This window comes from Colwellia sp. MB02u-9 (genome assembly GCF_014077085.1).
Classification (GTDB): domain Bacteria; phylum Pseudomonadota; class Gammaproteobacteria; order Enterobacterales; family Alteromonadaceae; genus Cognaticolwellia.
In genome coordinates this window covers 23,656-46,590 of sequence record NZ_JACGVF010000098.1, presented here as the reverse complement: position 1 = coordinate 46,590, position 22,935 = coordinate 23,656, and the positions used below count along the sequence as shown (strand labels likewise).

Genomic DNA, 22,935 nt, shown 5'->3' with positions numbered 1-22,935 from the left:
TTTACTTATAAGCCTAGAAAATTAAGAGGTTTTATAGCTATTTTTAAAGCTTAAGCTTAATAAGTGAGCCAAGTCTAAATAACGTGGACGTTGAGTTGACAACTTGATGTCACCACCGCTTTGGTTAACACGCGCAACACTTTCTTTGTACCAATTAGCTAACGCAGGCGGAAGAAATTTATCGGCTTTAATCCCCATAAAAATCAACGCTTGTAATGGAAAACTCATAATACAAAGTGTATATAATAGCGCCTGAGGTAAGGCAGCCATAGAGCCAAAATACAACTGTAAGATTAAACAAAACACTGCTAAACCGGGCATCACTTTACACACCAAACGGCTAACTTTAACCGCATGATACTCCATAAAGTATTCACCAAGTTCAACGCGTGAGGGCCATAAATTCATGTACTTTCGGCCAAGCAAAATAATTTCTAATATAGATAACTTCATAAGCGATACCCTACAACAGCGGTTGATTAAAAGATAGTACCTTTTTATATACGATGGTATTAAGTAAAATGACCACAGTTGATGACATTATATTGCACTGCATCAAAATTCTGCAGGAATTCCTAGTATTTATGAGGCTATAGCGGGTGTCTTGGTTAACGATATAGCCTACCCCATTACATTGGTTGTAATTTCAACACACTTGTAGTCTTCCAACAGTATAATCAGTAATTACAAAGATCTGCCCTATAAATAAGTAGATCTTTAGCTGTTTTACGCCTTAATACGACATTTTAACAACTTATCTATGACTTTTAACACAGATTATTAGCTGGTATTTTTTAACCAGCAAAATAAATAAATAAATAACAACAACTTAACCAATTAAACAATAGTTATACACAATGATATCCACAGCTTATGTGGATATCATTAAACGTACAATATTATAATTTATACAATTAATTCGCTTTATATACTCAAATAGACTTAGAAATACACTAGTTTGATAGCAATAATCAATTTAATGCGCAGTAAATACAGGTTAACCAGTTTACTTAAACATAATATTTAATTATTACATTCAAACCCGCGCGAGTATAAGCCCTAGAGTTAAACGCTATTAAACGCTATAGTGTCGACATTAGCATTTAAACAAGCGAAGTCGATTTATGAGTAACTTTACCCTACGGCGCTTATCTGAAACGTTTGCTATTCATAGTTTACGACGTGAGAGCTCAATACCCGACGTGGTATTTAATGCCCCGATATTTTTTTTAGCAAAAACCTATGACGAAATTTCAATTGTTATTCCAGAGCATATAGAAATTGACAGTGAAGAAGTCGAACTTGGCTGGCAAGCATTTGAAGTTGTTGGTCCACTCAACTTTACCTTAACCGGTATAATGTCAAATATATCAACAGTGCTAGCAAATGAAAAAATCAGTATTTTTGCCATTTCTACTTTTGACACTGACTACGTTTTAGTAAAATCAGATAAGTTTGCCGCCGCTAAAGCCGCGTTAATAAAACATAATTACCAAGTGATATAATTCAGGAAATAAAATGACAATACTTTATGGCATTAAAAACTGCGATAGCGTAAAAAAAGCAAAAAAATGGTTAGAGCAACAAAATATCCCTTATCAATTCCACGACTTTCGTAGCGATGGCCTCAGCCCACAATTGCTAGAGGAGTTTATAAAGTCTGCCGATTTGACTCTGCTATTAAATAAACGCAGTACTAGCTTTCGTAATTTAACTGACGAGATTAAAAACAACCTCACTGACGACGTGATGACCGAGATTATTTTAGCGCAACCCACGCTAATTAAACGACCACTACTTAAACACAACCAAGCATTTTTGGTTGGCTTTAACGATAGTCAATATCAAGAAATTTTGCTTTAGGTAAATAGTATTCTCATGATAAAACATAACAATTGCACCATTTCATTAGCACAAGCACTGATTGAACGCCCTTCTGTTACCCCTGAAGATTTTGGCTGCCAAGAACTCATGTCTGAGCGTTTAGCCAAGTTAGGTTTTAATAATGAAAGCATGGTATTTGAAGATACCACTAACTTATGGTCTCGAAGAGGCAGTTCAGGGCCAGTATTTTGTTTTGCTGGCCACACCGATGTTGTGCCAGCGGGCAATTTAGAAAGCTGGAACACACCGCCATTTGATCCCGTTATTATTGACGGTATGCTTTATGGCCGCGGGGCCTCTGATATGAAAGGCAGTTTAGCGGCGATGATAGTAGCAACCGAACGATTTGTTGCTGACTATCCTAAACACCATGGCTCTATCGCATTTTTGATCACTAGTGATGAAGAAGGCCCTTTTATTAATGGCACAACACGTGTTATTGATACGCTTGAAGCCCGTAATGAAAAAATTGACTATTGTATTGTTGGTGAGCCTTCTAGTAGCAATAAATTAGGCGACGTGGTTAAAAATGGTCGTCGTGGTTCAATTTCTGGCGAATTACACATTCATGGTAAACAAGGCCACGTGGCTTATCCTGATCACGTTATTAATCCCATTCATAAGGCCATGCCGGTTTTAGCCGAGTTAAGTGAAATGCATTGGGATAATGGTAATGAATATTTTCCGCCAACGAGTTTTCAAGTGTCGAATATTCAATCTGGCACTGGCGCTACCAATGTCGTACCGGGACATTTAACCGCATTATTCAATTTACGTTATAGCACTGAATTAACAGCCGAAATGATCGTTGATAAAGTTGAAGCCTTATTAACTCGGCATCAATTAAACTTTGAAATTAACTGGATATTTAACGGCCAGCCATTCATTACAGAACCAGGTACATTGGTTGATTCTGTTGTACAAGCAATTGAAACTTGCTGCAATATAACCACCGAGCTTTCTACCAGTGGCGGCACTTCAGATGGACGATTCATTGCACCTACTGGCGCACAGCTTGTTGAGCTTGGTCCTTGTAATGCTACTATTCATCAAGTTAATGAATGTGTTGCGGTACAAGATTTGATTTTATTAACCGATGTCTACTATCAAACCTTGGTTAATGTTTTAGCCAACGATAAGTAAAATGACAGAACTTGAGTTAATATTGACCGGGAAAACTGAAAGTCATATTCATTGGCTAGCCCCTAATGTTGCCATTCATACTGAAATGTTGTCGGCATTCAAACAACTACAGTTAGCCGCAAAAGCTGCGGGTATAGAGTTGAGCATTGCCAGTGGCTTTCGCAGTTTTGACCGACAACTCATGATTTGGCAAAATAAGTTTTCTGGTAAAACAGCCATTAAAGATGGCTCAAATCAAATTTTAGCGGTTAAACAACTCAGCGACGCTGAAAAAATACACGCCATTATGTTATTCTCTGCGCTGCCGGGAGCCAGTCGCCATCATTGGGGCTGTGAAATTGACGTTTATGCGAAAAATTTATTACCCGCAGAGCAGTCTTTAGCATTAGAGCCATGGGAATACCAAGCTTCAGGGCACTTCTATCCCTTAACCGTTTGGCTAGCTGAACATGCGAAAACGTATGGTTTCTTTTTACCTTATGATAAATTTCGTGGCGGTGTTGCCCAAGAGCCATGGCATCTTTCATACTTGCCATTATCTAAACACTACCATCAGGCTTATACTGAAGCACTATTAGCAGAAGTATTATTAAATAGCGAGATTCAAGGTAAAACCTTACTGCTCGCGTTGTTACCTGAGCTTTATCAACGTTATATTCTCAATGTAGCCGATGCTTAACTCGTATTAGCTATTTACTATTAAGCGTTTTTTGAAACTAACATTAAAGGTTTAATTATGAGTATGATTGAGCTTATTGTAGACATTTTATTTACACATTTAAGCGGAGCGTTATTTTATGACCAGTATATTAAATGAAGATTGGGTTGCCCCAACCATCGTTATTATTGCATTCGTTATTTTAATTGGTAATTTAAGTACTTTTCAAAAAAGTGCAAAAACACCTTTACGTAAGAAAGGGTTAAACGATTTAAAAGAAACCGTGCCAAGAACGCAAAAGTCGCCTCATAAAATGGCAACCGTTAGTAAGACTAATGATATTACCCATAAAATAAAAAACTCCGATTAACGGAGTTTTTTTATTGTTCTATAAGTAACAGCAGTTGCTATTATTCGACTATTAAAAAACGTCTTTAAATGACAAGCCCGCTTCCATTACCTTAAATATTTTCTCTAAAGTTGCCTCAGATAATGCTGTACCATCGGCATCATATAAAGTAACAACAGATTTTTCCGCCATTTTCTCTAGCTGAAATTGATACTTACCATTAGGTAGATCTATAACCTGTATACTGTCTCCCCAAATACTATCCCACAAACTAGATTCAGGTTTTACGTAATCAACATAATAAATTTTAGTGGTTTCATTAAGGTCGGTAATGCTAAAACCATGATCTTCAAAAAACAAAGGTAAGTTAGACCAAAATAGCTCTATATCCATTTCTACAATATAGGCAGGTTCCCCAGAAGCATTCTCACCTAAGCTAACAAAGGTTTGATTAGCACGTAATAAGCGATTTTCTTGTTGTTTTAAACGATATTGAAAATCAACTTGCGCTATAACTTCATTAAGCATATTCATTTCAGCACGTTGTTGATCAATAATATCGATAACTTTACTGCCACCTGCTGCATCTGTTTTCAGGTAATCAAGTAATTCAACAACTAACGCGACACTTCGACCATGAGATTTACTTTCAAGTGTGTAGCGGTAACGAATACTTTCTGATATTGCTATTGATTTAAAAGGCCAAGTGCCTGTTTCTACTTCTTTGTTATACCAATCTGACTCAAAAACTAAACCTTCATCGTCTACTTGTTTTAATTCAACATTGTCTGTGGTTAACTGGCCTTTTAAGGCTTTTAAAATAAAACCTTTTAGATCATCGTCATCAATTACTTGGTCAAACCATACCTTTGCTGCAGCAGAAGTGCTCTCTGTGCGTGTTGACGCCGCGATAGGTAAAACGAGTGATGGTGCACGTACATCTACATCACCACCAACCGGACCTTCATGGTTTATTTCGTCACTAACAAAAAAGGTATCAACTTGTTTAGGTTTATCTAATCCTGCAGGTATTTTTAACGCTGTTGCTTCTTTTTGTTGCGCGTATTCAAAATCGCCTACCGCTTGCTTATTATTTACAGTACCGCAGCTAGCAACAGCGACACTTAATAATGAAAAATAAAATATCTTGCGATTCATTAACACTCCCGAGGATACAAATCTGAATCTTTCTAATTTAATTTTGCTTGTTTAGTTTTATTAATACTCATTGGTATAAGTATTATTTTTAGTCCTTACGACAAACTAAGAAGTTAACATCGTAAAGTTCAAGCAATACATCAATAACGTCGTTTTGATTACTGAATCCGGGCTAAGTTCCCCAAAATCATCTGATTTATTTAAAAGCCGCCAAATTCGTGGCAATAGCGCTAAATTGAGCAGCGCACCATGGTACTTGCCTGAAAATACAAACACAAGATATTGCCGCATATTTATCATAAAAAATAGTAAAATAGTGACGTATGTTGATGGTTACTGGTTTGCACTTCTGATCTTAAAAGAGTAACAGTGTCTGCGTTATACTTGTTATCTTGCTAACGGCATTATTACGGTTAACGACATTAAAAATATTAAGTAACTATTAATGATCCCTATATTCGATTATATGCTTCATCATTATAAAAGCCCCTTAAATAAAAAAAGTTGATTACAAAGCAAAGCGCAAATAACCAACTATTCAAAGTGTGACTATCGTTAGTATTAATTACTCTTATGGCTACCGTCACACATAGGCTGATTTTCGGTTAATTTACAGCCACAAAAAAAGACTTTACCCGATTCTTTTGCCGTATATTTTACCGGTGTAAATTCAGAGCCTTTATGTGAACCGTCACAAAAAGGTTGTTTGTCACTTTTGCCACATGCACACCAAAAATAATTTTTTTCTGCCTCAACTTCAACGCCATAAGGGGTATTTGAAGCACGTTCTGGTTTACTCATAATATATTCTCCATGATTTATTCTTCAAAATTTAAAAAATTCAGTTAGAGTATCAATTCAGTTTGGTCATAATATACCAAGTACCAAGCAACCATGTCTCCTGCATAAGCGGGTAGGTTCTTTCACATTATCGTAAATTCGACTGCATGTACATTAGTTAACTTCACCTGTTATTTTAACCGTGAAAAATCTAATTTCTTTAAAGTGGAACGGCTATATCGCCAACCAACTTTGCCCTACTCAGCCTAACACTTTAGATAAAGCTATTATCATTTCAGCGGATATTGCTCTCAGCGCTTTAAGCACATAATTTATTAAAACAGGACGAGCACTGGCAAAATAAAATCAATATAAAAAATAGTTATACACGCCTAATTAACCCTGAACATTACAGCATTTTCTCTTTATATTGCTCGCATTCTTTTAGGGCAACTATCCTTATCCTATGTCAATAAATCTAGTTTTTTCAAAGGGCAAAATAAACACTAAGTATGCTGTTAGCTTTAGTCCCCTAACATGCGTTACAATAGCGTTTTTAGCATGATGGCTAGGTTTATTGATGAGCGAATATTTAGTATTAACGGCAATGGGGCCAGATCGCACAGGCAGTGTCAGTGACTTAACCAAATTAGCCAGCGAGTGTGGCTGTAATATCTTAGACAGTAGAATGGCAATATTTGGCCTAGAGTTCACCTTAATTATGCTGCTTACCGGTAGCAACAAAGCTATTCATCAATTAGAAAGTAAATTACCGGCTGTCGCCCATGAACTTGAGTTAATCACTATGATGAAAAGAACCTCAGGTTATCGAGAGCAAGATTATGTTCATCATTACCAAGTTGATTATGCAGGTATCGATCAACCCGGTATTTTAAAGGCTGTTACGGCATTCTTTGCGACGCGTAATATCGATATATCGTCATTAAAATCTGAAATTGATCAGAAAAATAATCACACGAGTGCCGCCATATTAATCGCGCTGATGGAAGAAACCAGTATCGAACAACTTGAAAACGACTTCTTGCAGTTGTGTGAACAATTTGATGTGCAGGGTTGCATAAAAAAAATTCAATCAAACTTATTGTAGAGGCTTAAATGAAAACATTAATTGCCGGTGATAGCGCGCCACTTTTCACCTTAAAAGATGAAAATGACCAAGACATTAAACTCGCAGAATATATTGGTAAAAAACAAGTATTGGTTTATTTTTACCCTAAAGCGATGACACCGGGCTGCACGGTACAAGCACAAGGTCTACGTGACCATAAAGCCGAGTTAGATAAATTAAATACTCAAGTGTTTGGTATTAGTCCTGATGAACCAAAAAAATTGGCCAAGTTTTGTCTGCGTGATGAACTCAACTTTAGCCTATTATCAGACCCTGATCATAGTGTTGCTGATGCCTTTGGTGTGTGGGGTTTAAAGAAATTTATGGGCCGTGAATATGATGGCATTCACCGTTTGAGTTTTTTGATTGGCTTAGATGGAAAAATTAGCCATGTTTTTAACAAGTTCAAAACTAAAGATCATCATCAAGTCGTTCTTGATTTATTAAACAAGCTATAATTTTTAAATTCTAGCGGCTTAAACAAGCGAATAAATAGCAACAAAGGCTTAACAACAAACTTGTTAAGCCTTTTTAATATCAATAAATTAACTGCCCTTTCATGGCTTATCTCATTAATCTACCGTCTTTAATCAGGGTTAATATGCTCAAAATATCAACTTAGCTTTGCTCTGCTGATAAGGGTAACTGTTGCTGATAGTTTTTTGCATCTAAAAAGCCTGGTGTTGTTAACGCGATATCGGTTAACTGGTTAACAACATCGCCAATAACGATTAAAGTAGGCGGTGTAACTTTATGCTCTGCCGCTAAATCAGCAAGTGAAGATAATTTACCACGAAAAATTTGTTGTTCCGGCTGAGTGCCTTTGCGTATCAGCGCTGCCGGTGTATTTTTGTCACGGCCATGCTTAATTAATTGCTCAGTAATACTAGGCAAGGTGTTAATGCCCATATAAAACACCACGGTTTGACTACTACAACTCAAGCTTTGCCAAGGTAAATTAAGTTGGCCGTCATTTTGGGTATGGCCGGTAATAAAGGTACAGCCTTGCGCTACACCTCTGTGTGTTAAAGGAATGCCCGCATAAGTTGTGCAACCTGATGCCGCCGTAATACCCGGACAAAGATGACAGCTAATACCATTTTTTAATAAAAACTCAGCTTCTTCACCACCGCGACCAAATATAAACGGGTCGCCACCTTTTAAGCGTAATACTTTTCGACCTTGTTGTGCATATGTCACCAACAATTCATTAATTTTATCTTGTGGCACACAATGCTTTGCTTGTTCTTTACCGACATATAAACGTTCACAATTTGGCGGCAAAAGCGCCATAATTTCATCACTGACTAAACGATCATAAATGGCAACGTCTGCCTGCTCAATAAAACGTAAGGCACGAATAGTTAATAACTCTGCGTCACCTGGGCCTGAGCCAACCAGTGCTACTTCACCAGGTTGTAAAGTCGACTTTCTATTTATGTTATTCAAAACGTTGCTACTCAATTTATTTTCATTAGATAACGGTGTTATTTATAGCGCACCTTATCGACCCTTATTCTATTATAATATAAAAATCATCAGGCTTATAAATTTTATTTTAATAACTTAGCGTTAATTAACCTAAGTTATTTTATTTACAATAATAAAAAATCACGCTGCACTAGCTTACAACCAAGGTAAAATAAGCATTTATACTGAAATTAATCAACGTATTACAACTACAATGAGTTAAATAGCTTAACAAAAGTGTTCTCAATTAATCACCCGCCGCCTTAAAACGCTCTAACGAGTAAAAAGTAAAGGGTGGCATTCATATTCAAAGGTGAGGAGAAAAATAAATATACAATTGATGTGAAAGGTCAACACGCATCATTAAATGTTGAACCACTCCATTAAGCTAAAAGCTACGTTAAAGTCAAAGTCAAAAATTAAAGCCTAAACAACTAGGCTTTAATAAATGAATAAAGAGCTAACTGGCTTTTATCACCTCATGCTGAGTCGTTGTTGACCAAGCATTCAGCACGGCTTTAACAAGCGTTGCTAATGGAATAGCGAAAAATACGCCCCAGAAACCCCATAAGCCACCAAATAATATCACAGCAATAATAATCGTTACTGGGTGAAGGTTTACCGCTTCAGAAAAAAGCAAAGGCACCAGCAAGTTGCCATCAAGCGCTTGGATAATGCCGTACGCTATCATCACATAACCAAATTCAGCACTGGTGCCAAATTGGAACAAAGCAACTAGCAAAACAGGCAATGTGACAATCGTGGCGCCAACATAAGGCACAAGTACCGACAACCCTACTAATACCCCAAGTAATACCGGATAATTAAGTCCTAAAGCAATAAAAGCTATGGTTGATGCTGTGCCAATAATAATAATTTCAATCAATTTACCACGAATATAATTCATGATTTGCTGATTCATTTCTATACCTACTTGTTTTGCCATACGACGATCTTTTGGCAGGAATTGGCGTAAGCTAGTAAAGAGCACGTTTTTATCTTTCAGAAAGAAAAACACCATTAATGGCACTAAAATAAGATAAATCAACAAGGCGACAACATTAGAAATTGAATTAAGCGATGCTTTGAGCGCCATTTGTCCCCATTCAATTAGCTTATCATTAACTAAGGTTATTACATGGGCAATTTGTTCATTACTGACCAAGTCTGGGTATTGTGCTGGTAATGCGAGTAAATAAGTTTGTCCTTGCCCGAGCATTTGCGGCACTTCTTGCAGTAAATTGCTACTTTGCTGCCAAATAACCGGCATCAGTCCCAATATGCCGATTAAGGTTAAACCAACAAAAACAGACACAACAATAATCACGGCCAGTACCCGAGATAATCCCAACTGCGAGAGTTTATTCACGGGTAAGTCTAATAAAAACGCTATGGCAACAGCAACAAATACCGGCATTAATAAACTACTGAAAAAATAAACAAACAAAAAAGTACAAATTAAAATAACCATTAAGGTTACCGCACTCGGGTCCGAGAAATTTCTTTTGTACCAATCGCTAAACAGAGAAACCATAATATTTACTTTTCCATTCTTATTATTAATTCAACAATATATTTATCAATATTACGCTGTTCGAAATAAAACCCTTGTTTTGTCAACAATTTAGGAATATCTTTTTTAGAACCATTATCGTAAATGCGTATCAAACAACGATCAATCGGTGTTAACTTTCTGAGTAACAAGCGTAAATTTACCAAGGGTACTGGGCATTTATCTTGTGTCGCATCGTATTCGTAAATCATAAATATAAATATGCACAGTGCTTTAGTTTGATTATCTAATTTGCGACAATTGATTACAATGGCATTTGTAAATTCTTTTAGTGTATTCTAATAATTTAAAGAGGTTAAATGAGCGAGCTTTCTAATAATCCCAGTCTTAAAGAAATCAACACCTACAAAAAAAAGATAAACTGGGGTGACATACCGACTATTTATCAGTTAGCAACAAATTCAATTAGTGATATTGATGGCATGTTAACGCATGGTTTTGATAATGCATTTAAACAGTTACTAGACAAACGTAACTGGAATATCAATATGGTAGATCAGCAAAACGATATTATGGGTAAAGTAACAACAGGTAAGCCAAAAATTTCGCTTTATCATCACATGAATGAACAACATTATGAATTACATTGTTACCCCATAATTAATAATGAACGTGTGCTGCAAGCGCAATTTAACAATACGCTTTGCCCATTTGTCACCTGGAGACCTGAAACGATGCAAATGTTGTTTAGATTGAACTCATTGATTCCTTTTATTGTCTACACCTTTCAAAAGGGCGATGTCGCAGATTATGCCCTTATTCGTTATGCCAACAAACGTGTTAAAGAGTTGATATTATTACTACAACAATCGTTTGATATTACTGATATCGAAGGCTATACAATCGCTGAGTTTTGTCAAGAAATTCACCGTAAGCATTCACAATCTCAGCATAATGCATAAATATAGTGTTGATAAACCTGACAATATGGAAAATTAAATTTGTTTAAATTAAAGCCACTCATTATTTCACTTGCCTTAATCTCATCAATTACCAGCAGTGCATTTGCCGCAAAGAGTGAGACTAATAAAAATAAACTGCCCGAAATTGGCTCAGCAGGTGTCAGTGTATTGTCTATCGAAAAAGAGCGTCAAATTGGCGGCGAAATGATGCGTCAAATCCGGGCGTCTCAACCGATATTAAATGACCCCGTATTAACAGAATATATTAATGACTTAGGCAACCGCATGGTGCGAAACGCCAAAGACGTAAACTATAGTTTTGAATTTTTTGTTATACGTAACCAAGAGTTAAATGCCTTTGCTTTTTTTGGTGGCCATATTGCCATTCATAGTGGCCTGATAACCACCGCTAGCACCGAAAGTGAACTCGCCTCAGTGGTTGCTCACGAAATATCACATGTGACCCAACGACACTTGGCAAGACGATTAGAAGCACAAAACAAATCACAACCTTTGACCATGGCCGGTATGATCTCAGGCGTATTACTTACCTTGATAAACCCTACCGTTGGTATGGCTGCACTGAGTACTACAATGGCAGCGTCACAACAATCAGGAATAAATTATACCCGCGGCAACGAGCAAGAAGCCGATAGAGTGGGCATTATGCTGCTCGCTAATAGTGGTTTTAATCCCCAAGGTGCCCCTGATTTTTTTGCCACTATGGCAGAAAAATACCGTTACACCTCGAAGCCGCCAGCCATGTTGTTAACTCATCCTTTGCCTGAGTCTAGAATTTCAGACGCCAGAATAAGGGCGCAAAATTACTCACCACGCCCCTTAGCTCCCAGTTTAGAATTTGAGTTAGCTAAAGCCCGCATTATGGCAAGATATGAAGGAAACGCGAAAGATAATATTATTAACTTTCAGCAAAGTTTAGATAAAAAGCGCTATGCTATAGAGGCCGCAGCACAATATGGTCTTGCACTTTCTCAATATGAAAATAAAAATTATCAGAGCGCTATTAGCCAACTTGAAACATTGTTGCGCAACGACAAAAAAAACCTATTTTATGTTGATGCCCTAGCCGATGGTTATATTGCCGTAAAAGCTTTTGACAAAGCTATTACCATGCTTAGCGAGTTAAATCTTTTAATGCCGAACAACCAAGTAGTGACATTGAACTACGCGAACGTTTTAAATGAGGCTGAGCAATACAGTAAGGCAGAAACGCTATTACAAGATTTCTTAGTGCTGAACCCAAAAAACTTTATTGCCAATGATTTATTATCAGAAGTGTATAGAAAACAAGATAAAAAAGCGCTTATGCACGCTACTAAAGCCGAGGTTTATGCCCTATTAGGTGCTTATCCAAAAGCGGTTGATGAGTTACAAACCGCTTACAACTTTGTTGAGGAGAACCCATTACTACAAAAACGTATGAAGGGCCGCATATTACAATTGCAAGAACAACAAGAAAAGCTTAAGCGCTTATAAAAATCAGTTAAAATACCACTAAATTTAATTTGTCTAATAACAATCTAAGAGAAAAACATGTTAACGATTTATCACAACCCTCGTTGCTCAAAAAGCCGACAAACATTAGCACTTATTGAAGAACAAAAACATGATGTCACTATTGTTGAATATTTAAAAACCCCGCTTAGTATTACAAAAATTGAACAGCTATTATTATTACTTAAGCTATCACCACGGGAAATGATGCGAACAAAAGAAGCTGAATTTAAAGAGCAAAACTTGGCCAATGCTGATGATGCCACTTTAATCGCGGCTATGGCTAACACACCTAAACTCATTGAGCGCCCTATTGTTACTGATAACACCCGTGCTATTATTGGTCGTCCACCAGAAAATGTACTTTCGCTAATGCAGGCTAATGATTAAAAATGACCAATAAAAAACGTTTATCTACGACTACACTCAAGCAGATCACTCTGTTTGGCTACTTCTCATTGCTTTTTTACATGCCATTTTGGCTGATTATCATGAGTGATGACACCGCGCTATCAGTACCTTTAACGTTAGTCATGTTTGTCCTACCTTTATTGTTTCCATTAAAAGGCCTAGTACAAGGCAACCCTTATACATACGCATGGTCAAACTTTATCGTCATGATTTATTTTCTGCATAGTTTAACCACATTATGGGTTTCAGCTGATGAAAAATTATGGGCCTTGGGCGAATTCTTCTTTGCCGCCGTTATGTTTATTGGTGGTAGTTATTATGCAAAATACCGTGGCCAAGAACTGGGTTTAAGCATTCGTAAAAAGAAAGAATAGTGTCACTGCCTCTCATGTTCAGTAAGTCACCACTACGAACTTAATACCGAGAAACTTAATACCGAAAAAATAAATGCCTAGACAGTTAAGCGCTAGGCATTTTTCATCAACACGCCATCACTCATTAATACTAAACAAGGGCATACCTACACGGGTGCTATTTTTTGTTCTCCACCTGTAAATTAGTACTACGGCTTTAAAACCCTCGAAGCTATAAACACATTCCTTTCTTTACTCTAAAACTAAAATTGTTTAAAAATAGGTCAGCAGATTAGCATTGCAACCCATTAGCATTTTTTATACAGTTAATTCACCCTAAAAAGGTCTTTTAATTTAACTCAGCATTTAAACAGAGGCACGGATGAATAATATTGGCATTAATCAAAGAGGTTTTTCAAACAAAGTAACCACACTTGCGTTGACTTTAATTGTATTGATTGTACAAGGATGTGGTGGTAGTGGTGGCTCTAACGCCAAAGAGAGTAAACCTAGTGATGATTTCATCCCTGTTGTTACTCAAACCGGCATAGTCGCATTTGATGACGCCAGTAAAACTGCACAACCGATTGAGTTATTTCTTTACTACCCTGACGATACGCTGAGCAATATTAGTTGGCAACAAACTACAGGCAGTGAGCTTGTTTTTCATGCCGAACATTCCAAGGGTATTGCCTTTACACCATCTGCGGCAGGCGAATATAGTTTTCAAGTCAGCTTTATCCGCAATGGCGTAAGTGAAACCTTATCGCATACCGTTATTACTTCAGAGGAACGCAGCCAAATATCAGCAAGACTAGGTCATGCAGCATTGGAGGGTAGTGATGTTTCTTTAAGAGCCAGCATTGAAAATGCCGCATTAACAAACAACAGCATTGTATGGCAACAAATCTCTGGCCCAACGGTGACTTTTAGTGACGTAACTGAGGGACAGAGTGCCGTTTTTTTCAAGGCGCCTGCGGTTAGCGCTGACAGCTTGCTAACCTTTACGGTTAGCGCTTCAGATGGCGCCACAGAGCAACAAGATACTATTGCCATATTAGTTGAAAATGCAGCAACTATTAGCAGTGATGATAATACGGCTTACGATTCACGATTAGCCACCGTATTTCCTTTTAATGCAAACTCACCTTATGCCGATGTTTTAGTTAACTGTGTTTATAGTAATAGTATTGATTTTCGCACTAGCTGTCGCTTTGATGAATTACCGCTAATAGCACAAGATACTACCACACCGACTATTGACGACATTATGGACCGCGTTGTGGTTTCTCATCAATGGATGGGGCAAAGGTTTAAAGAGTTTTTACAACACTCAGATCAGCAAGACGATTTTAAAAACTTGCTTCGTGCCACCACAGCCATTGTTATTTCATATGACATACGCCCTTCATATTATTGGGTAGTGACCGGTGCTATTCATCTTGACCCTGAGAACCTTTGGTTAACACCCGATGAAAGAGATACCATTAATCAAGCCCCCGACTTTCGTGCCTCATTCGGCAATGAGCTAAATTTTGTTATGCCATGGCGCTATGTTAAAAATAATAACTACGCAAGCTTTTACTATCCAGAAAATTTGCGAGAAACTCGTGACGCGAGCGAGGGTGTTTTTGATTTAGCGTCATTGATGTATCACGAACTCGCACACGCTAATGATTTTTTTGCACAAAGTACTTGGGCAGACTTAGACCGAAATGATCGCGTACTAGACGCCGCCGATAAAATCTTAAAATCAACCGGCATACAATCTGATATGTTGAGCACTTCACTGCCGCTCAATGGTACACAAATGTATCATTTAGCACAGGTACGTTATCATGGTGAAACAGCGACCAGCAGCGAAAAAAATTACAATCCAAGTGACGTTACTGGCTTTTTTAGCCCTGAACATGCCCCGCAATTTTACAATTACACTAGTAAACGCGAAGACTACGCCATGTTGTTCGATGGTTTTATGATGAAAGCACGTTACAATATTGACAGAGATGTTGCAGTAACTAGCCAGCCTCAAAATTCAGGAGAGCAATACATAGTGACTTGGGGGCAACGTGGCCGTATTGGAGACGTTAATATTAAACCCAGAGTTGACTATGTTACTCGCCGTATATTGCCTGAGTTTACTTCAGCCTCCAATATTATTAACAATTTAGCCGCACCAATAGCGATGGTATCAGGGAAAACATGGGCAGAAAATTTAGCGATTAGTCCTGAGGTAAATCAAGCTAATAAAATAGTGCTTGATAGTTTCCAGTTAACTAATTCAAAAGCTAACAGATTCAATGCTAACGGCCCAATGTTTTATGAAAAGCCAATCCCTAAACGTAACTAGCATCAACGTAACTAGGCTTAAATGTAGCTGAAGCTAAGAAAAAGCGGGATCGCCCAATGTAAACTTAGCTAGGTTCGAGCATAATTAATTGTAAAGATTAACGAATAATGAGAGGGTTTTTAAACTATCAGTGAATTAAGCCAATAATTATCAATGACTATGTAAAATTTTAGCTTCTCAATCAACAAATACAGTGACTTTAAATGGTCACTTTTGCCATTTTCAGGACCTAATTTACATCTATTTTCATCACAAAAAAAAGACCACTTTGCTACCAAAGTGGTCGTTCACGTAGTTTTATTGGTCTAATTTCTTGGTGCGCAAAGCTAAAGGTCGTTCGTACCATATGTCACATTGGGCTTGTGACAAGTTCTACCACTTTACAGAACTTTCTATAGGGTAATAGGCCCTAAAATTTTGGCCTTTTAGCTTTTAATTGATGGCTTAGTGGCAGTTTCTGATGAAATAATCCGTGCTTTACTTTTAGCTCTTTTTTTCTTTTTTGAATTTTTATTAGCTAAAACTACTGTGCTAATAAACTCTGCTGATTTTTTGCTGGGATTAAAAGCAATCTCAATAATTTTACCGTTACATTCGATAATATCTCCGCGGCGAATTTTTTTACGCTTTTGAACTACAACTTCTTTATTTACTAAAACATTACCTTCACTGATCATGGTTTTAGCTTCGCCGCCACCGTCAACCATATTGGCAATTTTGAGTAAGTTACAAAGTTCTATAGGTTCAACACAAATATCGATAATTGAGTGTTTTGACATGAAATACGCCTAATGATTTAAAATAATAATATTGTTAATATTCTAACATATATTTGGATAAAACTTGTATTAAGGATACTTTATAATGCTGAGCTAGCATAGACGGTAAATACTTGATGCATTTAGCATTTTATTAAACGTTGCGCAAAGCTTCGGTATTCACTGATTAAATTTTTAAGTTGTGACATCTAGGGTTTCTTTATGGCACCAACTTGTCGTTAGGATATCTTTTGAAATAGCCAATTTTTAAAGCAAAAATAAAAATGCATACAACGGACTACTCTAAGGACAGTAGCTACCAAAAAATGACCTATTTTGTCGTGAATTTATCACTGTAAATAGTGAGCATTGCAGAAGTTAGCTATTGGCTTTTATTTAACTCAACTGATAGCTAAAAGAAGATATTAGGTTAAATGGGCTTTGGTTGCTGCTGGCCAGCCTTTACAACATAAACAAGCCGTGCATTTTTTCAAGCAGCGCTACCACCGTCTTAGATGAGATGAAAAAAGACTCGCGGGACTGCTGTCTGTGTGAGAAAAAAAACAAATATAAGAACAAAGGATTTTTATTCTTCTTATACTCCAACAGCTAAGATTTACCACAAACGAAGAGTTAGAAAATCTTTGCAGCGTTGAAGTGGCCGCCTTACCTCCTTTTGGTAGATATTTTTATCCCTATGATTTATCTCTCGATGAGCCGGTGTTAAAAAATGAAAACATTGCATTTAATGCTAGAGTTCTAACAAATTTTTTTATATTAAAAACAGAAGATTATCAGACCAACAATCTGTTCTTTTGCCAAATAAGAGGATAATCAGTAAAATTTTCACCGGCTAGCTCGCTACAAAAATTATTTGATTAAATCACAGAGTGTTGAACCAAATAGCTAACAATACCGAAATTCTTATCCTATCATTACTTGGTTTCTACCACTGTTTTTAGCTTGGTAAAGAGCATTATCTGCTCTTTGCACAATTTCATCATAGTCGTCATGCTTAATGAATTCGGTGACCCCGATACTTACGGTGATATTATCAATCCCCTCCACTGAAATTTTGCGTATATTCGTCGATAAGCGCTGACAGATAGTGGTTGCCTCAATCAATGATGTTTCTGGTAATGCAATAATAAACTCTTCTCCTCCCCAGCGGTAAACTCGGTCATCCGGTCGCAAACTAGTTTTTAGCATTTCGGCAAGTGCTTTTAATACGCTATCGCCTGCTTGGTGGCCAAAATTATCGTTAATCTGTTTAAAGTGATCAATATCTAAAATAGCCAAAAAAAATGGTTTAAAGGTTATATTGCAATGTTTGAGATAAGCTGGAATATCTTTGCTGGCTGCCCGCCGGTTCTTTAAACTCGTTAAAGTATCAGTATGAGCAAGTTTTTTCATTGATTTTGAAATTGATCGCAATTCCGAATTGCGCAGTTCAAGCTCTAATGTGCGTGCTTGAACTGTGTATTCAAGCTGCTGAGCAAGTTGCTTTAGCTCATTTTCAACAGTAATTCGCCGACGAATATTCCTTACCATTACTATAATCAACAATAGCAAAAACAAAAGCACGAGGATCACTGCGTTAATTAATCTTTTATTTTGTTGGTAGAACGAAACAGGCTGGTTGAATATTACGCTATTTTTCGGTAATAGTCCCTGTTCAAGCCCAAAACGTTGTAATTGTACATGATCAAACTGTGGCCAATAATGAGCTGATTTTCTCACTGGCAGTTGGCTGATCGGTGTCCCAGACAAAATAGACAAGGCCATTTTTGCGGCATTAAAACCATGTTCATAAGGATCATTCATCATTCCTCCCACCACACCATGACCGATCATTAACGCCCCCCACATGCCATAAATCGGTACATTACTATATTTAGAAAGTTCAGGTAATTGTTTTTCAAATGAAAAATATTGTCCAAGTCGATCTTTGTGAATAGCTAACATTAAGATGGCAGTGTCTGACGGTAGTTCTTTAACTTGCTGGTATAATTCATCTAATGACAAGTTATCCCAAATCTCAAGTTCAACACCTGGATTACGGGGATTTTTTTGCCAAAACGGCTTAATTGTGTTTGCCGCATTAACCATACGTAAACCAAGCCCTGTAGTGTCGCCAAGCATTATGATTTTTTTGATATCAGGTTGCAGTTGGCTGATTAACTCAAGGTTTCCCATGATCTCCATGCCTTCGGCAATCCCCGTTATATTGTTTCGGTTGGCAATTGATTGTGGGTTAAATACATTGACACCACAAAACACTATCGGTATACCGGGGAATAATTGTTCACCATATTCCAGCATAAAATAATAGGCAGCATCGTCACTAGTAATTACAATATCAGGTTTATATTGCTGGTATTTATAGTGTAGGAGTTCAATCAATTTTTGATGATAAATGGGATCATCGACAAAACGTCGTTCATCCATAAACTCGACATAAAGATTTTTCGGTGCAATGTCGGTGGCAAGGGCCTGTTCGACCCCTCGAGTTAGCTCGGCCGTCCAGCGATATTGTGGATGGTATGAGTTTAATAATAATACATTGGAAAATGCATATGCCTGAGAATGGCATAACCAATATCCCAAAATAAAAATAGCGGTATATCGGTTTAGCATTGCTAAAATATCTCTTATAGTTGTTATTTTATATTTTATACCCAAGCTACTTAAAATTGCGAGTTCCGACTTTTTAACCGTATTATTCAGTGGATCAGCAATATTAAAGGAGTTTGTAGTAAAAAAAGATAGATCCGTTTTCGAAATTATTATGTTATTGCAAATATTGATTATTTTTATAACTTGCCCGATATACTTACCTACTATCATAACACTATCACATCAGGACGCTCGATTTTTTAACAAAATGGGTTAATAAGTTGACCCACTTAACAATGTAACAACATTTATTGTTTCGTAAGCATCAGTTATACCAATGGCAATACTAAGTGGGATTTTGGGAATTAAAATTGTAGTTATCATCTACAGAGGTAAACCTCTCCGTAAAAGTGCTTACGTGTTATGAGCACTTTTATAATTATTTTATTGCTATAAGGTAGATAATTAACGACCGCATTAGGCTCAAAGTAACCTTAAGTGATGGAATATCAACGGCAGGTATCAGCTTGCAGTGAGCGTTAGCCATAACAACCTGTTAATCTTAGGATGATGCCAAAGTTGTCTCTATTTTCTAGCCGCTTGTAAATTTTTTTAAAATGGCTCAGAAATTTTCACACAAAACATACGATTAATTTTTCTAATCTAGCTAAAGCCATAAAACTATTTAGCTAAAGCCCTCACTTTATTTCAAGTTCGACATCAGCTCAAACAGAAGGCACTTGGTTGTTTTGGCTTTAAACTAATGAATAAAGGAATTAAATTAAACGGATAATTGAAATAACTAGCGTTAAGTCACTATTTTTAAATCAATCGTGTTTACATTAGGATGATGTAAATCACTCATTATTTAAAATAAGACATCTTTAATAAAGGGAATAGTGATACGACGCTGCTCTCTGATTGATGCCTGATCAAGCTGTTCTAATGCGGCAATTAAGCTGGTCATATCGCGTGATAAACGATTAATTAAAAATCTCGCCACGTCATCATTCATGGTTAAACCCCGTTGTTGTGCACGGTATTGCAAGGCAAATGACTTCTCTTTATCTGATAAGGGTTTTAATTGTTCCGTTAAGCCCCAACTTAGCCGAGAGACCAAATCAGGCAAAGTAATATTTAACTGGGCAGCGCTTTGATCACCGGTAATAATCAGGCATTTGTTTTGCTCAACCATACGGTTATATAAATCAAACACGCCTTGTTGCCAGATATTATTACCCGCGATCAATTGAATATCGTCTAAACAGACTAAATCAATATTTTCTAAACCGTCAAGTACATCAACCGAAAGTTGAGTAAGCTCAGAGAACGACAAACACAACGAAGTTATGCCTAATGTGTCGGCATAGGCACAACTGGCGTGTAACAAGTGACTTTTACCGACATCGGTTAAACCAAACAAAAATAAACTGTGTACTTGTTTGTTTTCATCACCTATATGATCGAGAAAGTGCGTTAACTGTTGCACCACCATTTGGTTGCTCTCACTTTTAAAACTCGCGAAAGTTTCATCGTCGGGTAATTGCACAGACAGAGTGAGTTGCGAAACTTTCTTCACTTTTTACCCCAATTAAATACCGGTACTTGTTCTGTGCCCTCAGGCGCAGCGAGGGGGTCAACATAACGATTGAGCTGTTCACTCAATTTTAATGAAGCAAGCAAAGCTTGTTGTGAGCCAATTAACGACAATTTAAAGCGCCGATTAGTACCTTTCGCACTGACCAATTGAACTGATTGCACAGCAGACAATTCTGCAAGAAAATCTGACACAGCTATCAAGTCTACTAATGAGGCGATATTGGCTACATCTATTTCAAACTCGTGACTGTTAGTTGTTGATAAGGCATATTGCTGATAAATAATATCGGTAATATCAGACAAAGCAGCACTTAATAATTCATCAACGTTATTACCTAAGTATTGTTCGCTAAACATTTGTACATGCTCATTTTGCGGATCGGTCATTAAACTCCAGTCTACTGCTAAACTATTGACTTGGCACTGAGGACAATCTAAAAGATCATTTTGGTCAGCAACTAAGCTTGAGTTTGAGACTCTAATCACCACTACAGCTTCTGCCATATAACGCGCAGACGCTTGTGCTACTGGTTTTGAAAAACGGCCCCAAACATCAGTTAATGTCAAAGCATTAAGGTCAGTTAAGTCCATTATGGGCATAACTAATGGTAAACCACGCAACTGGGAAAAATCATCAATAACGCGGGGTAACAACGAATTCGATGTTGCAGAAATTATCTTACGTTTAAAGCCATCTTCCTCAACCAACCAGACCATCACTTGTGGTCTTAATTGCCCCCAAATCGGCAAGTCACTGGCTTTAAACAATTGATTGATCTTGGCTTCGTTAAAGGAAACATTGAGCAATACTTTGTTATTAGTGCGAATATATTGATATTGCGTAACATACATGCTGTAGTTATTTATTGCCTTGGTAATAAGCGGATGATCAATGTCATTACCGCCAACCTTGACTAAAATTGCCCGCAAGGCATTTTTAAGTGCTTGATTACGATCGCCATTTGATTGTGACGCTACAGCCACTTTTGCGCTGTACAAGTTTTCGACCTCGATAGCGCTAATTTTAAGCGGTAATACAAGGCATAAGAATATCAGATAATTTCTGAACATATTTAGCATTAACATGTGTTTCATAATGAAGATCTTATCATAATGTTGCTGATTTTTATCACTTATAAAAAATAAATTATTTTAAAGATTTTCAGCACGTCTTTGCGCTGATAGAATGTGCGCCTTTATCATACAAGCAAACTAACAACATAATTGAGGTTTCCCCGTGAGCGAAGAAAAACAGTCTTTAAATTATAAAGATGCTGGCGTTGATATAGATGCAGGTAATGCCCTAGTTGAAAATATTAAAGGTGCCGTAAAACGCACTACTCGTCCAGAAGTTATGGGGGGGCTAGGTGGTTTTGGCTCTGTCTGTCAACTTCCTACTGGCTATAAAGAGCCTGTACTTGTTGCCGGAACGGATGGCGTTGGTACAAAATTGCGTTTAGCAATAGATTTAAAAAAACATGACACAGTCGGTATCGACTTAGTGGCTATGTGTGTAAACGATTTAATCGTGCAAGGTGCTGAGCCACTATTCTTCCTTGACTATTATGCTACAGCAAAACTTGATGTTGACGTTGCTTCAGCCGTTGTGGAAGGTATCGCAGAAGGTTGTGTACAAGCAGGTTGTGCATTAGTCGGTGGTGAAACCGCTGAAATGCCAGGCATGTACCACAAAGGCGACTACGATATCGCTGGTTTTTGTGTGGGTGTAGCTGAAAAGTCACGTTTAATTGATGGCACTAAAGTAGCCGCAGGTGATCAACTTGTTGCACTTGGCTCTTCTGGTGCTCACTCAAATGGTTTCTCTTTGGTACGTAAAGTATTAGAAGTAAATAACACCAACACCGATGACTTACTTGATGGAAAACCATTAGCTGAGCATCTTTTAGCGCCAACAAAAATTTATGTTAAATCAGTTTTAGAACTGCTTAAACATGTTGATGTGCACGCCTTGTCACATATTACTGGTGGCGGCTTTTGGGAAAACATTCCACGTGTTTTACCAGAGAGCGCTCAAGCCATTGTTGACGGCAATAGCTGGCAATGGCCGGCCATCTTTAATTGGTTGCAAGAAAATGGCAATATCAGTGAACATGAAATGTATCGCACATTTAACTGTGGCGTTGGTATGATCCTCGTAGTACCTGCTGAGCAATTAGCACAAAGCATCGACATTCTTAACGCGCAAGGTGAAAACGCTTGGCATATTGGTGAAATTGCTGATCTTCAAGCAGGCCAAGAACAAGTTATTATAAACAAAGGTTAATCA

General features: G+C 37.4%; 23 protein-coding genes. 13 read left to right on the top strand and 10 right to left on the bottom strand.

Annotated elements, in window-relative coordinates; translation table 11 throughout:
* Positions 1-21: 21 nt before the first annotated feature.
* The gene (yfbV, locus tag H4J65_RS14315) at positions 22-453 is read right to left on the bottom strand and encodes a terminus macrodomain insulation protein YfbV (protein WP_182136848.1); all 432 of its coding nucleotides are present in this window, start codon (positions 451-453) and stop codon (positions 22-24) included.
* A gap of 671 nt (positions 454-1,124) precedes the next feature.
* On the opposite strand from yfbV, the gene H4J65_RS14310 reads away from it, so the two are divergent.
* From H4J65_RS14310 to H4J65_RS14290, 5 genes are all read left to right on the top strand, one after another.
* Positions 1,125-1,505: an ACT domain-containing protein gene (locus tag H4J65_RS14310; protein WP_182136849.1), complete on the top strand. Its 381-nt coding sequence runs from the start codon at positions 1,125-1,127 to the stop codon at positions 1,503-1,505.
* 13 nt (positions 1,506-1,518) lie between these two features.
* Entirely contained in the window at positions 1,519-1,863 is a 345-nt protein-coding gene (locus H4J65_RS14305) for an ArsC family reductase (protein ID WP_182198624.1), read from the top strand.
* A gap of 15 nt (positions 1,864-1,878) precedes the next feature.
* Positions 1,879-3,027: a succinyl-diaminopimelate desuccinylase gene (dapE, locus tag H4J65_RS14300; protein WP_182136851.1), complete on the top strand. Its 1,149-nt coding sequence runs from the start codon at positions 1,879-1,881 to the stop codon at positions 3,025-3,027.
* Between the two features lies 1 nt (position 3,028).
* Positions 3,029-3,706: a M15 family metallopeptidase gene (locus tag H4J65_RS14295; protein ID WP_182198623.1), complete on the top strand. Its 678-nt coding sequence runs from the start codon at positions 3,029-3,031 to the stop codon at positions 3,704-3,706.
* A 118-nt stretch (positions 3,707-3,824) separates the two neighbouring features.
* On the top strand, positions 3,825-4,055 hold the full coding sequence (locus tag H4J65_RS14290; RefSeq protein ID WP_182136853.1) for a hypothetical protein: 231 nt from the start codon (positions 3,825-3,827) through the stop codon (positions 4,053-4,055).
* A gap of 51 nt (positions 4,056-4,106) precedes the next feature.
* Here H4J65_RS14290 and bamC read toward each other — a convergent pair whose 3' ends face one another.
* Both bamC and H4J65_RS14280 read right to left on the bottom strand, forming a co-directional pair.
* Positions 4,107-5,192: an outer membrane protein assembly factor BamC gene (gene bamC, locus H4J65_RS14285; protein ID WP_182136854.1), complete on the bottom strand. Its 1,086-nt coding sequence runs from the start codon at positions 5,190-5,192 to the stop codon at positions 4,107-4,109.
* A gap of 561 nt (positions 5,193-5,753) precedes the next feature.
* The gene (locus H4J65_RS14280) at positions 5,754-5,993 is read right to left on the bottom strand and encodes a CDGSH iron-sulfur domain-containing protein (RefSeq protein ID WP_182136855.1); all 240 of its coding nucleotides are present in this window, start codon (positions 5,991-5,993) and stop codon (positions 5,754-5,756) included.
* A 559-nt stretch (positions 5,994-6,552) separates the two neighbouring features.
* Between H4J65_RS14280 and H4J65_RS14275 the strand changes: the two genes are divergently transcribed.
* Together H4J65_RS14275 and bcp are read left to right on the top strand one after the other, a co-directional pair.
* On the top strand, positions 6,553-7,080 hold the full coding sequence (locus H4J65_RS14275) for a glycine cleavage system protein R (RefSeq protein WP_182136856.1): 528 nt from the start codon (positions 6,553-6,555) through the stop codon (positions 7,078-7,080).
* An 8-nt stretch (positions 7,081-7,088) separates the two neighbouring features.
* Positions 7,089-7,559 (top strand): thioredoxin-dependent thiol peroxidase, encoded by a 471-nt coding sequence (bcp, locus tag H4J65_RS14270; protein WP_182198622.1) that lies wholly within the window; start codon positions 7,089-7,091, stop codon positions 7,557-7,559.
* Between the two features lie 160 nt (positions 7,560-7,719).
* Here bcp and cobA read toward each other — a convergent pair whose 3' ends face one another.
* From cobA to H4J65_RS14255, 3 genes are all read right to left on the bottom strand, one after another.
* A complete protein-coding gene (gene cobA, locus H4J65_RS14265) occupies positions 7,720-8,550 on the bottom strand; it encodes a uroporphyrinogen-III C-methyltransferase (protein WP_220460895.1) in 831 nt (276 codons plus the stop codon).
* Between the two features lie 481 nt (positions 8,551-9,031).
* Entirely contained in the window at positions 9,032-10,105 is a 1,074-nt protein-coding gene (locus H4J65_RS14260; RefSeq protein WP_182136858.1) for an AI-2E family transporter, read from the bottom strand.
* 5 nt (positions 10,106-10,110) lie between these two features.
* On the bottom strand, positions 10,111-10,335 hold the full coding sequence (locus H4J65_RS14255; protein ID WP_182198621.1) for a sulfurtransferase TusA family protein: 225 nt from the start codon (positions 10,333-10,335) through the stop codon (positions 10,111-10,113).
* 108 nt (positions 10,336-10,443) lie between these two features.
* Here H4J65_RS14255 and H4J65_RS14250 point away from each other — a divergent pair, with 108 nt between their 5' ends.
* The 5 genes from H4J65_RS14250 to H4J65_RS14230 all read left to right on the top strand — a co-directional run bounded on the left by H4J65_RS14250 (position 10,444) and on the right by H4J65_RS14230 (position 15,675).
* Positions 10,444-11,046: a hypothetical protein gene (locus H4J65_RS14250; protein ID WP_182136860.1), complete on the top strand. Its 603-nt coding sequence runs from the start codon at positions 10,444-10,446 to the stop codon at positions 11,044-11,046.
* Between the two features lie 39 nt (positions 11,047-11,085).
* On the top strand, positions 11,086-12,543 hold the full coding sequence (locus tag H4J65_RS14245) for a M48 family metalloprotease (RefSeq protein ID WP_182198620.1): 1,458 nt from the start codon (positions 11,086-11,088) through the stop codon (positions 12,541-12,543).
* Positions 12,544-12,600: 57 nt separating this feature from the next.
* On the top strand, positions 12,601-12,951 hold the full coding sequence (gene arsC / locus H4J65_RS14240) for an arsenate reductase (glutaredoxin) (protein WP_182185470.1): 351 nt from the start codon (positions 12,601-12,603) through the stop codon (positions 12,949-12,951).
* A 2-nt stretch (positions 12,952-12,953) separates the two neighbouring features.
* Positions 12,954-13,346, top strand: coding sequence for a DUF2069 domain-containing protein (locus H4J65_RS14235; RefSeq protein WP_182136863.1), 393 nt, complete (start codon positions 12,954-12,956; stop codon positions 13,344-13,346).
* A 361-nt stretch (positions 13,347-13,707) separates the two neighbouring features.
* Positions 13,708-15,675 carry a hypothetical protein gene (locus H4J65_RS14230; protein WP_182198619.1) on the top strand — a complete coding sequence of 656 codons (1,968 nt, stop codon included), beginning with the start codon at positions 13,708-13,710 and terminating at the stop codon, positions 15,673-15,675.
* A 425-nt stretch (positions 15,676-16,100) separates the two neighbouring features.
* Here H4J65_RS14230 and H4J65_RS14225 read toward each other — a convergent pair whose 3' ends face one another.
* The 4 genes from H4J65_RS14225 to H4J65_RS14210 form a co-directional block, all read right to left on the bottom strand.
* Positions 16,101-16,454, bottom strand: a complete 354-nt coding sequence (locus H4J65_RS14225; protein WP_182136865.1) for an RNA-binding S4 domain-containing protein — start codon at positions 16,452-16,454, stop codon at positions 16,101-16,103.
* A gap of 903 nt (positions 16,455-17,357) precedes the next feature.
* Positions 17,358-19,070 (bottom strand): ABC transporter substrate binding protein, encoded by a 1,713-nt coding sequence (locus tag H4J65_RS14220; protein WP_182198618.1) that lies wholly within the window; start codon positions 19,068-19,070, stop codon positions 17,358-17,360.
* 847 nt (positions 19,071-19,917) lie between these two features.
* A complete protein-coding gene (gene hda, locus H4J65_RS14215; RefSeq protein WP_182136867.1) occupies positions 19,918-20,628 on the bottom strand; it encodes a DnaA regulatory inactivator Hda in 711 nt (236 codons plus the stop codon).
* Positions 20,625-21,743 carry a DUF2066 domain-containing protein gene (locus H4J65_RS14210; protein WP_182198617.1) on the bottom strand — a complete coding sequence of 373 codons (1,119 nt, stop codon included), beginning with the start codon at positions 21,741-21,743 and terminating at the stop codon, positions 20,625-20,627. The genes hda and H4J65_RS14210 overlap by 4 nt, the downstream gene beginning before the upstream one ends.
* 142 nt (positions 21,744-21,885) lie before the next feature.
* Here H4J65_RS14210 and purM point away from each other — a divergent pair, with 142 nt between their 5' ends.
* On the top strand, positions 21,886-22,932 hold the full coding sequence (gene purM / locus H4J65_RS14205) for a phosphoribosylformylglycinamidine cyclo-ligase (protein WP_182136869.1): 1,047 nt from the start codon (positions 21,886-21,888) through the stop codon (positions 22,930-22,932).
* Positions 22,933-22,935: the final 3 nt, after the last annotated feature.

Bases quoted from the DNA above. Each gene is read 5' to 3' on its own strand.
- H4J65_RS14250 (WP_182136860.1), top strand. From the start codon at position 10,444: ATGAGCGAGCTTTCTAATAATCCCAGTCTTAAAGAAATCAACACCTAC.
- H4J65_RS14280 (WP_182136855.1), bottom strand. From the start codon at position 5,993: ATGAGTAAACCAGAACGTGCTTCAAATACCCCTTATGGCGTTGAAGTT.
- H4J65_RS14275 (WP_182136856.1), top strand. From the start codon at position 6,553: ATGAGCGAATATTTAGTATTAACGGCAATGGGGCCAGATCGCACAGGC.
- H4J65_RS14290 (WP_182136853.1), top strand. From the start codon at position 3,825: ATGACCAGTATATTAAATGAAGATTGGGTTGCCCCAACCATCGTTATT.
- H4J65_RS14255 (WP_182198621.1), bottom strand. From the start codon at position 10,335: ATGATTTACGAATACGATGCGACACAAGATAAATGCCCAGTACCCTTG.
- arsC (WP_182185470.1), top strand. From the start codon at position 12,601: ATGTTAACGATTTATCACAACCCTCGTTGCTCAAAAAGCCGACAAACA.
- H4J65_RS14230 (WP_182198619.1), top strand. From the start codon at position 13,708: ATGAATAATATTGGCATTAATCAAAGAGGTTTTTCAAACAAAGTAACC.
- yfbV (WP_182136848.1), bottom strand. From the start codon at position 453: ATGAAGTTATCTATATTAGAAATTATTTTGCTTGGCCGAAAGTACATG.
- H4J65_RS14260 (WP_182136858.1), bottom strand. From the start codon at position 10,105: ATGGTTTCTCTGTTTAGCGATTGGTACAAAAGAAATTTCTCGGACCCG.
- H4J65_RS14225 (WP_182136865.1), bottom strand. From the start codon at position 16,454: ATGTCAAAACACTCAATTATCGATATTTGTGTTGAACCTATAGAACTT.
- H4J65_RS14310 (WP_182136849.1), top strand. From the start codon at position 1,125: ATGAGTAACTTTACCCTACGGCGCTTATCTGAAACGTTTGCTATTCAT.
- H4J65_RS14295 (WP_182198623.1), top strand. From the start codon at position 3,029: ATGACAGAACTTGAGTTAATATTGACCGGGAAAACTGAAAGTCATATT.
- H4J65_RS14210 (WP_182198617.1), bottom strand. From the start codon at position 21,743: ATGAAACACATGTTAATGCTAAATATGTTCAGAAATTATCTGATATTC.
- bcp (WP_182198622.1), top strand. From the start codon at position 7,089: ATGAAAACATTAATTGCCGGTGATAGCGCGCCACTTTTCACCTTAAAA.
- bamC (WP_182136854.1), bottom strand. From the start codon at position 5,192: ATGAATCGCAAGATATTTTATTTTTCATTATTAAGTGTCGCTGTTGCT.
- H4J65_RS14220 (WP_182198618.1), bottom strand. From the start codon at position 19,070: ATGCTAAACCGATATACCGCTATTTTTATTTTGGGATATTGGTTATGC.
- H4J65_RS14235 (WP_182136863.1), top strand. From the start codon at position 12,954: ATGACCAATAAAAAACGTTTATCTACGACTACACTCAAGCAGATCACT.
- H4J65_RS14305 (WP_182198624.1), top strand. From the start codon at position 1,519: ATGACAATACTTTATGGCATTAAAAACTGCGATAGCGTAAAAAAAGCA.
- dapE (WP_182136851.1), top strand. From the start codon at position 1,879: ATGATAAAACATAACAATTGCACCATTTCATTAGCACAAGCACTGATT.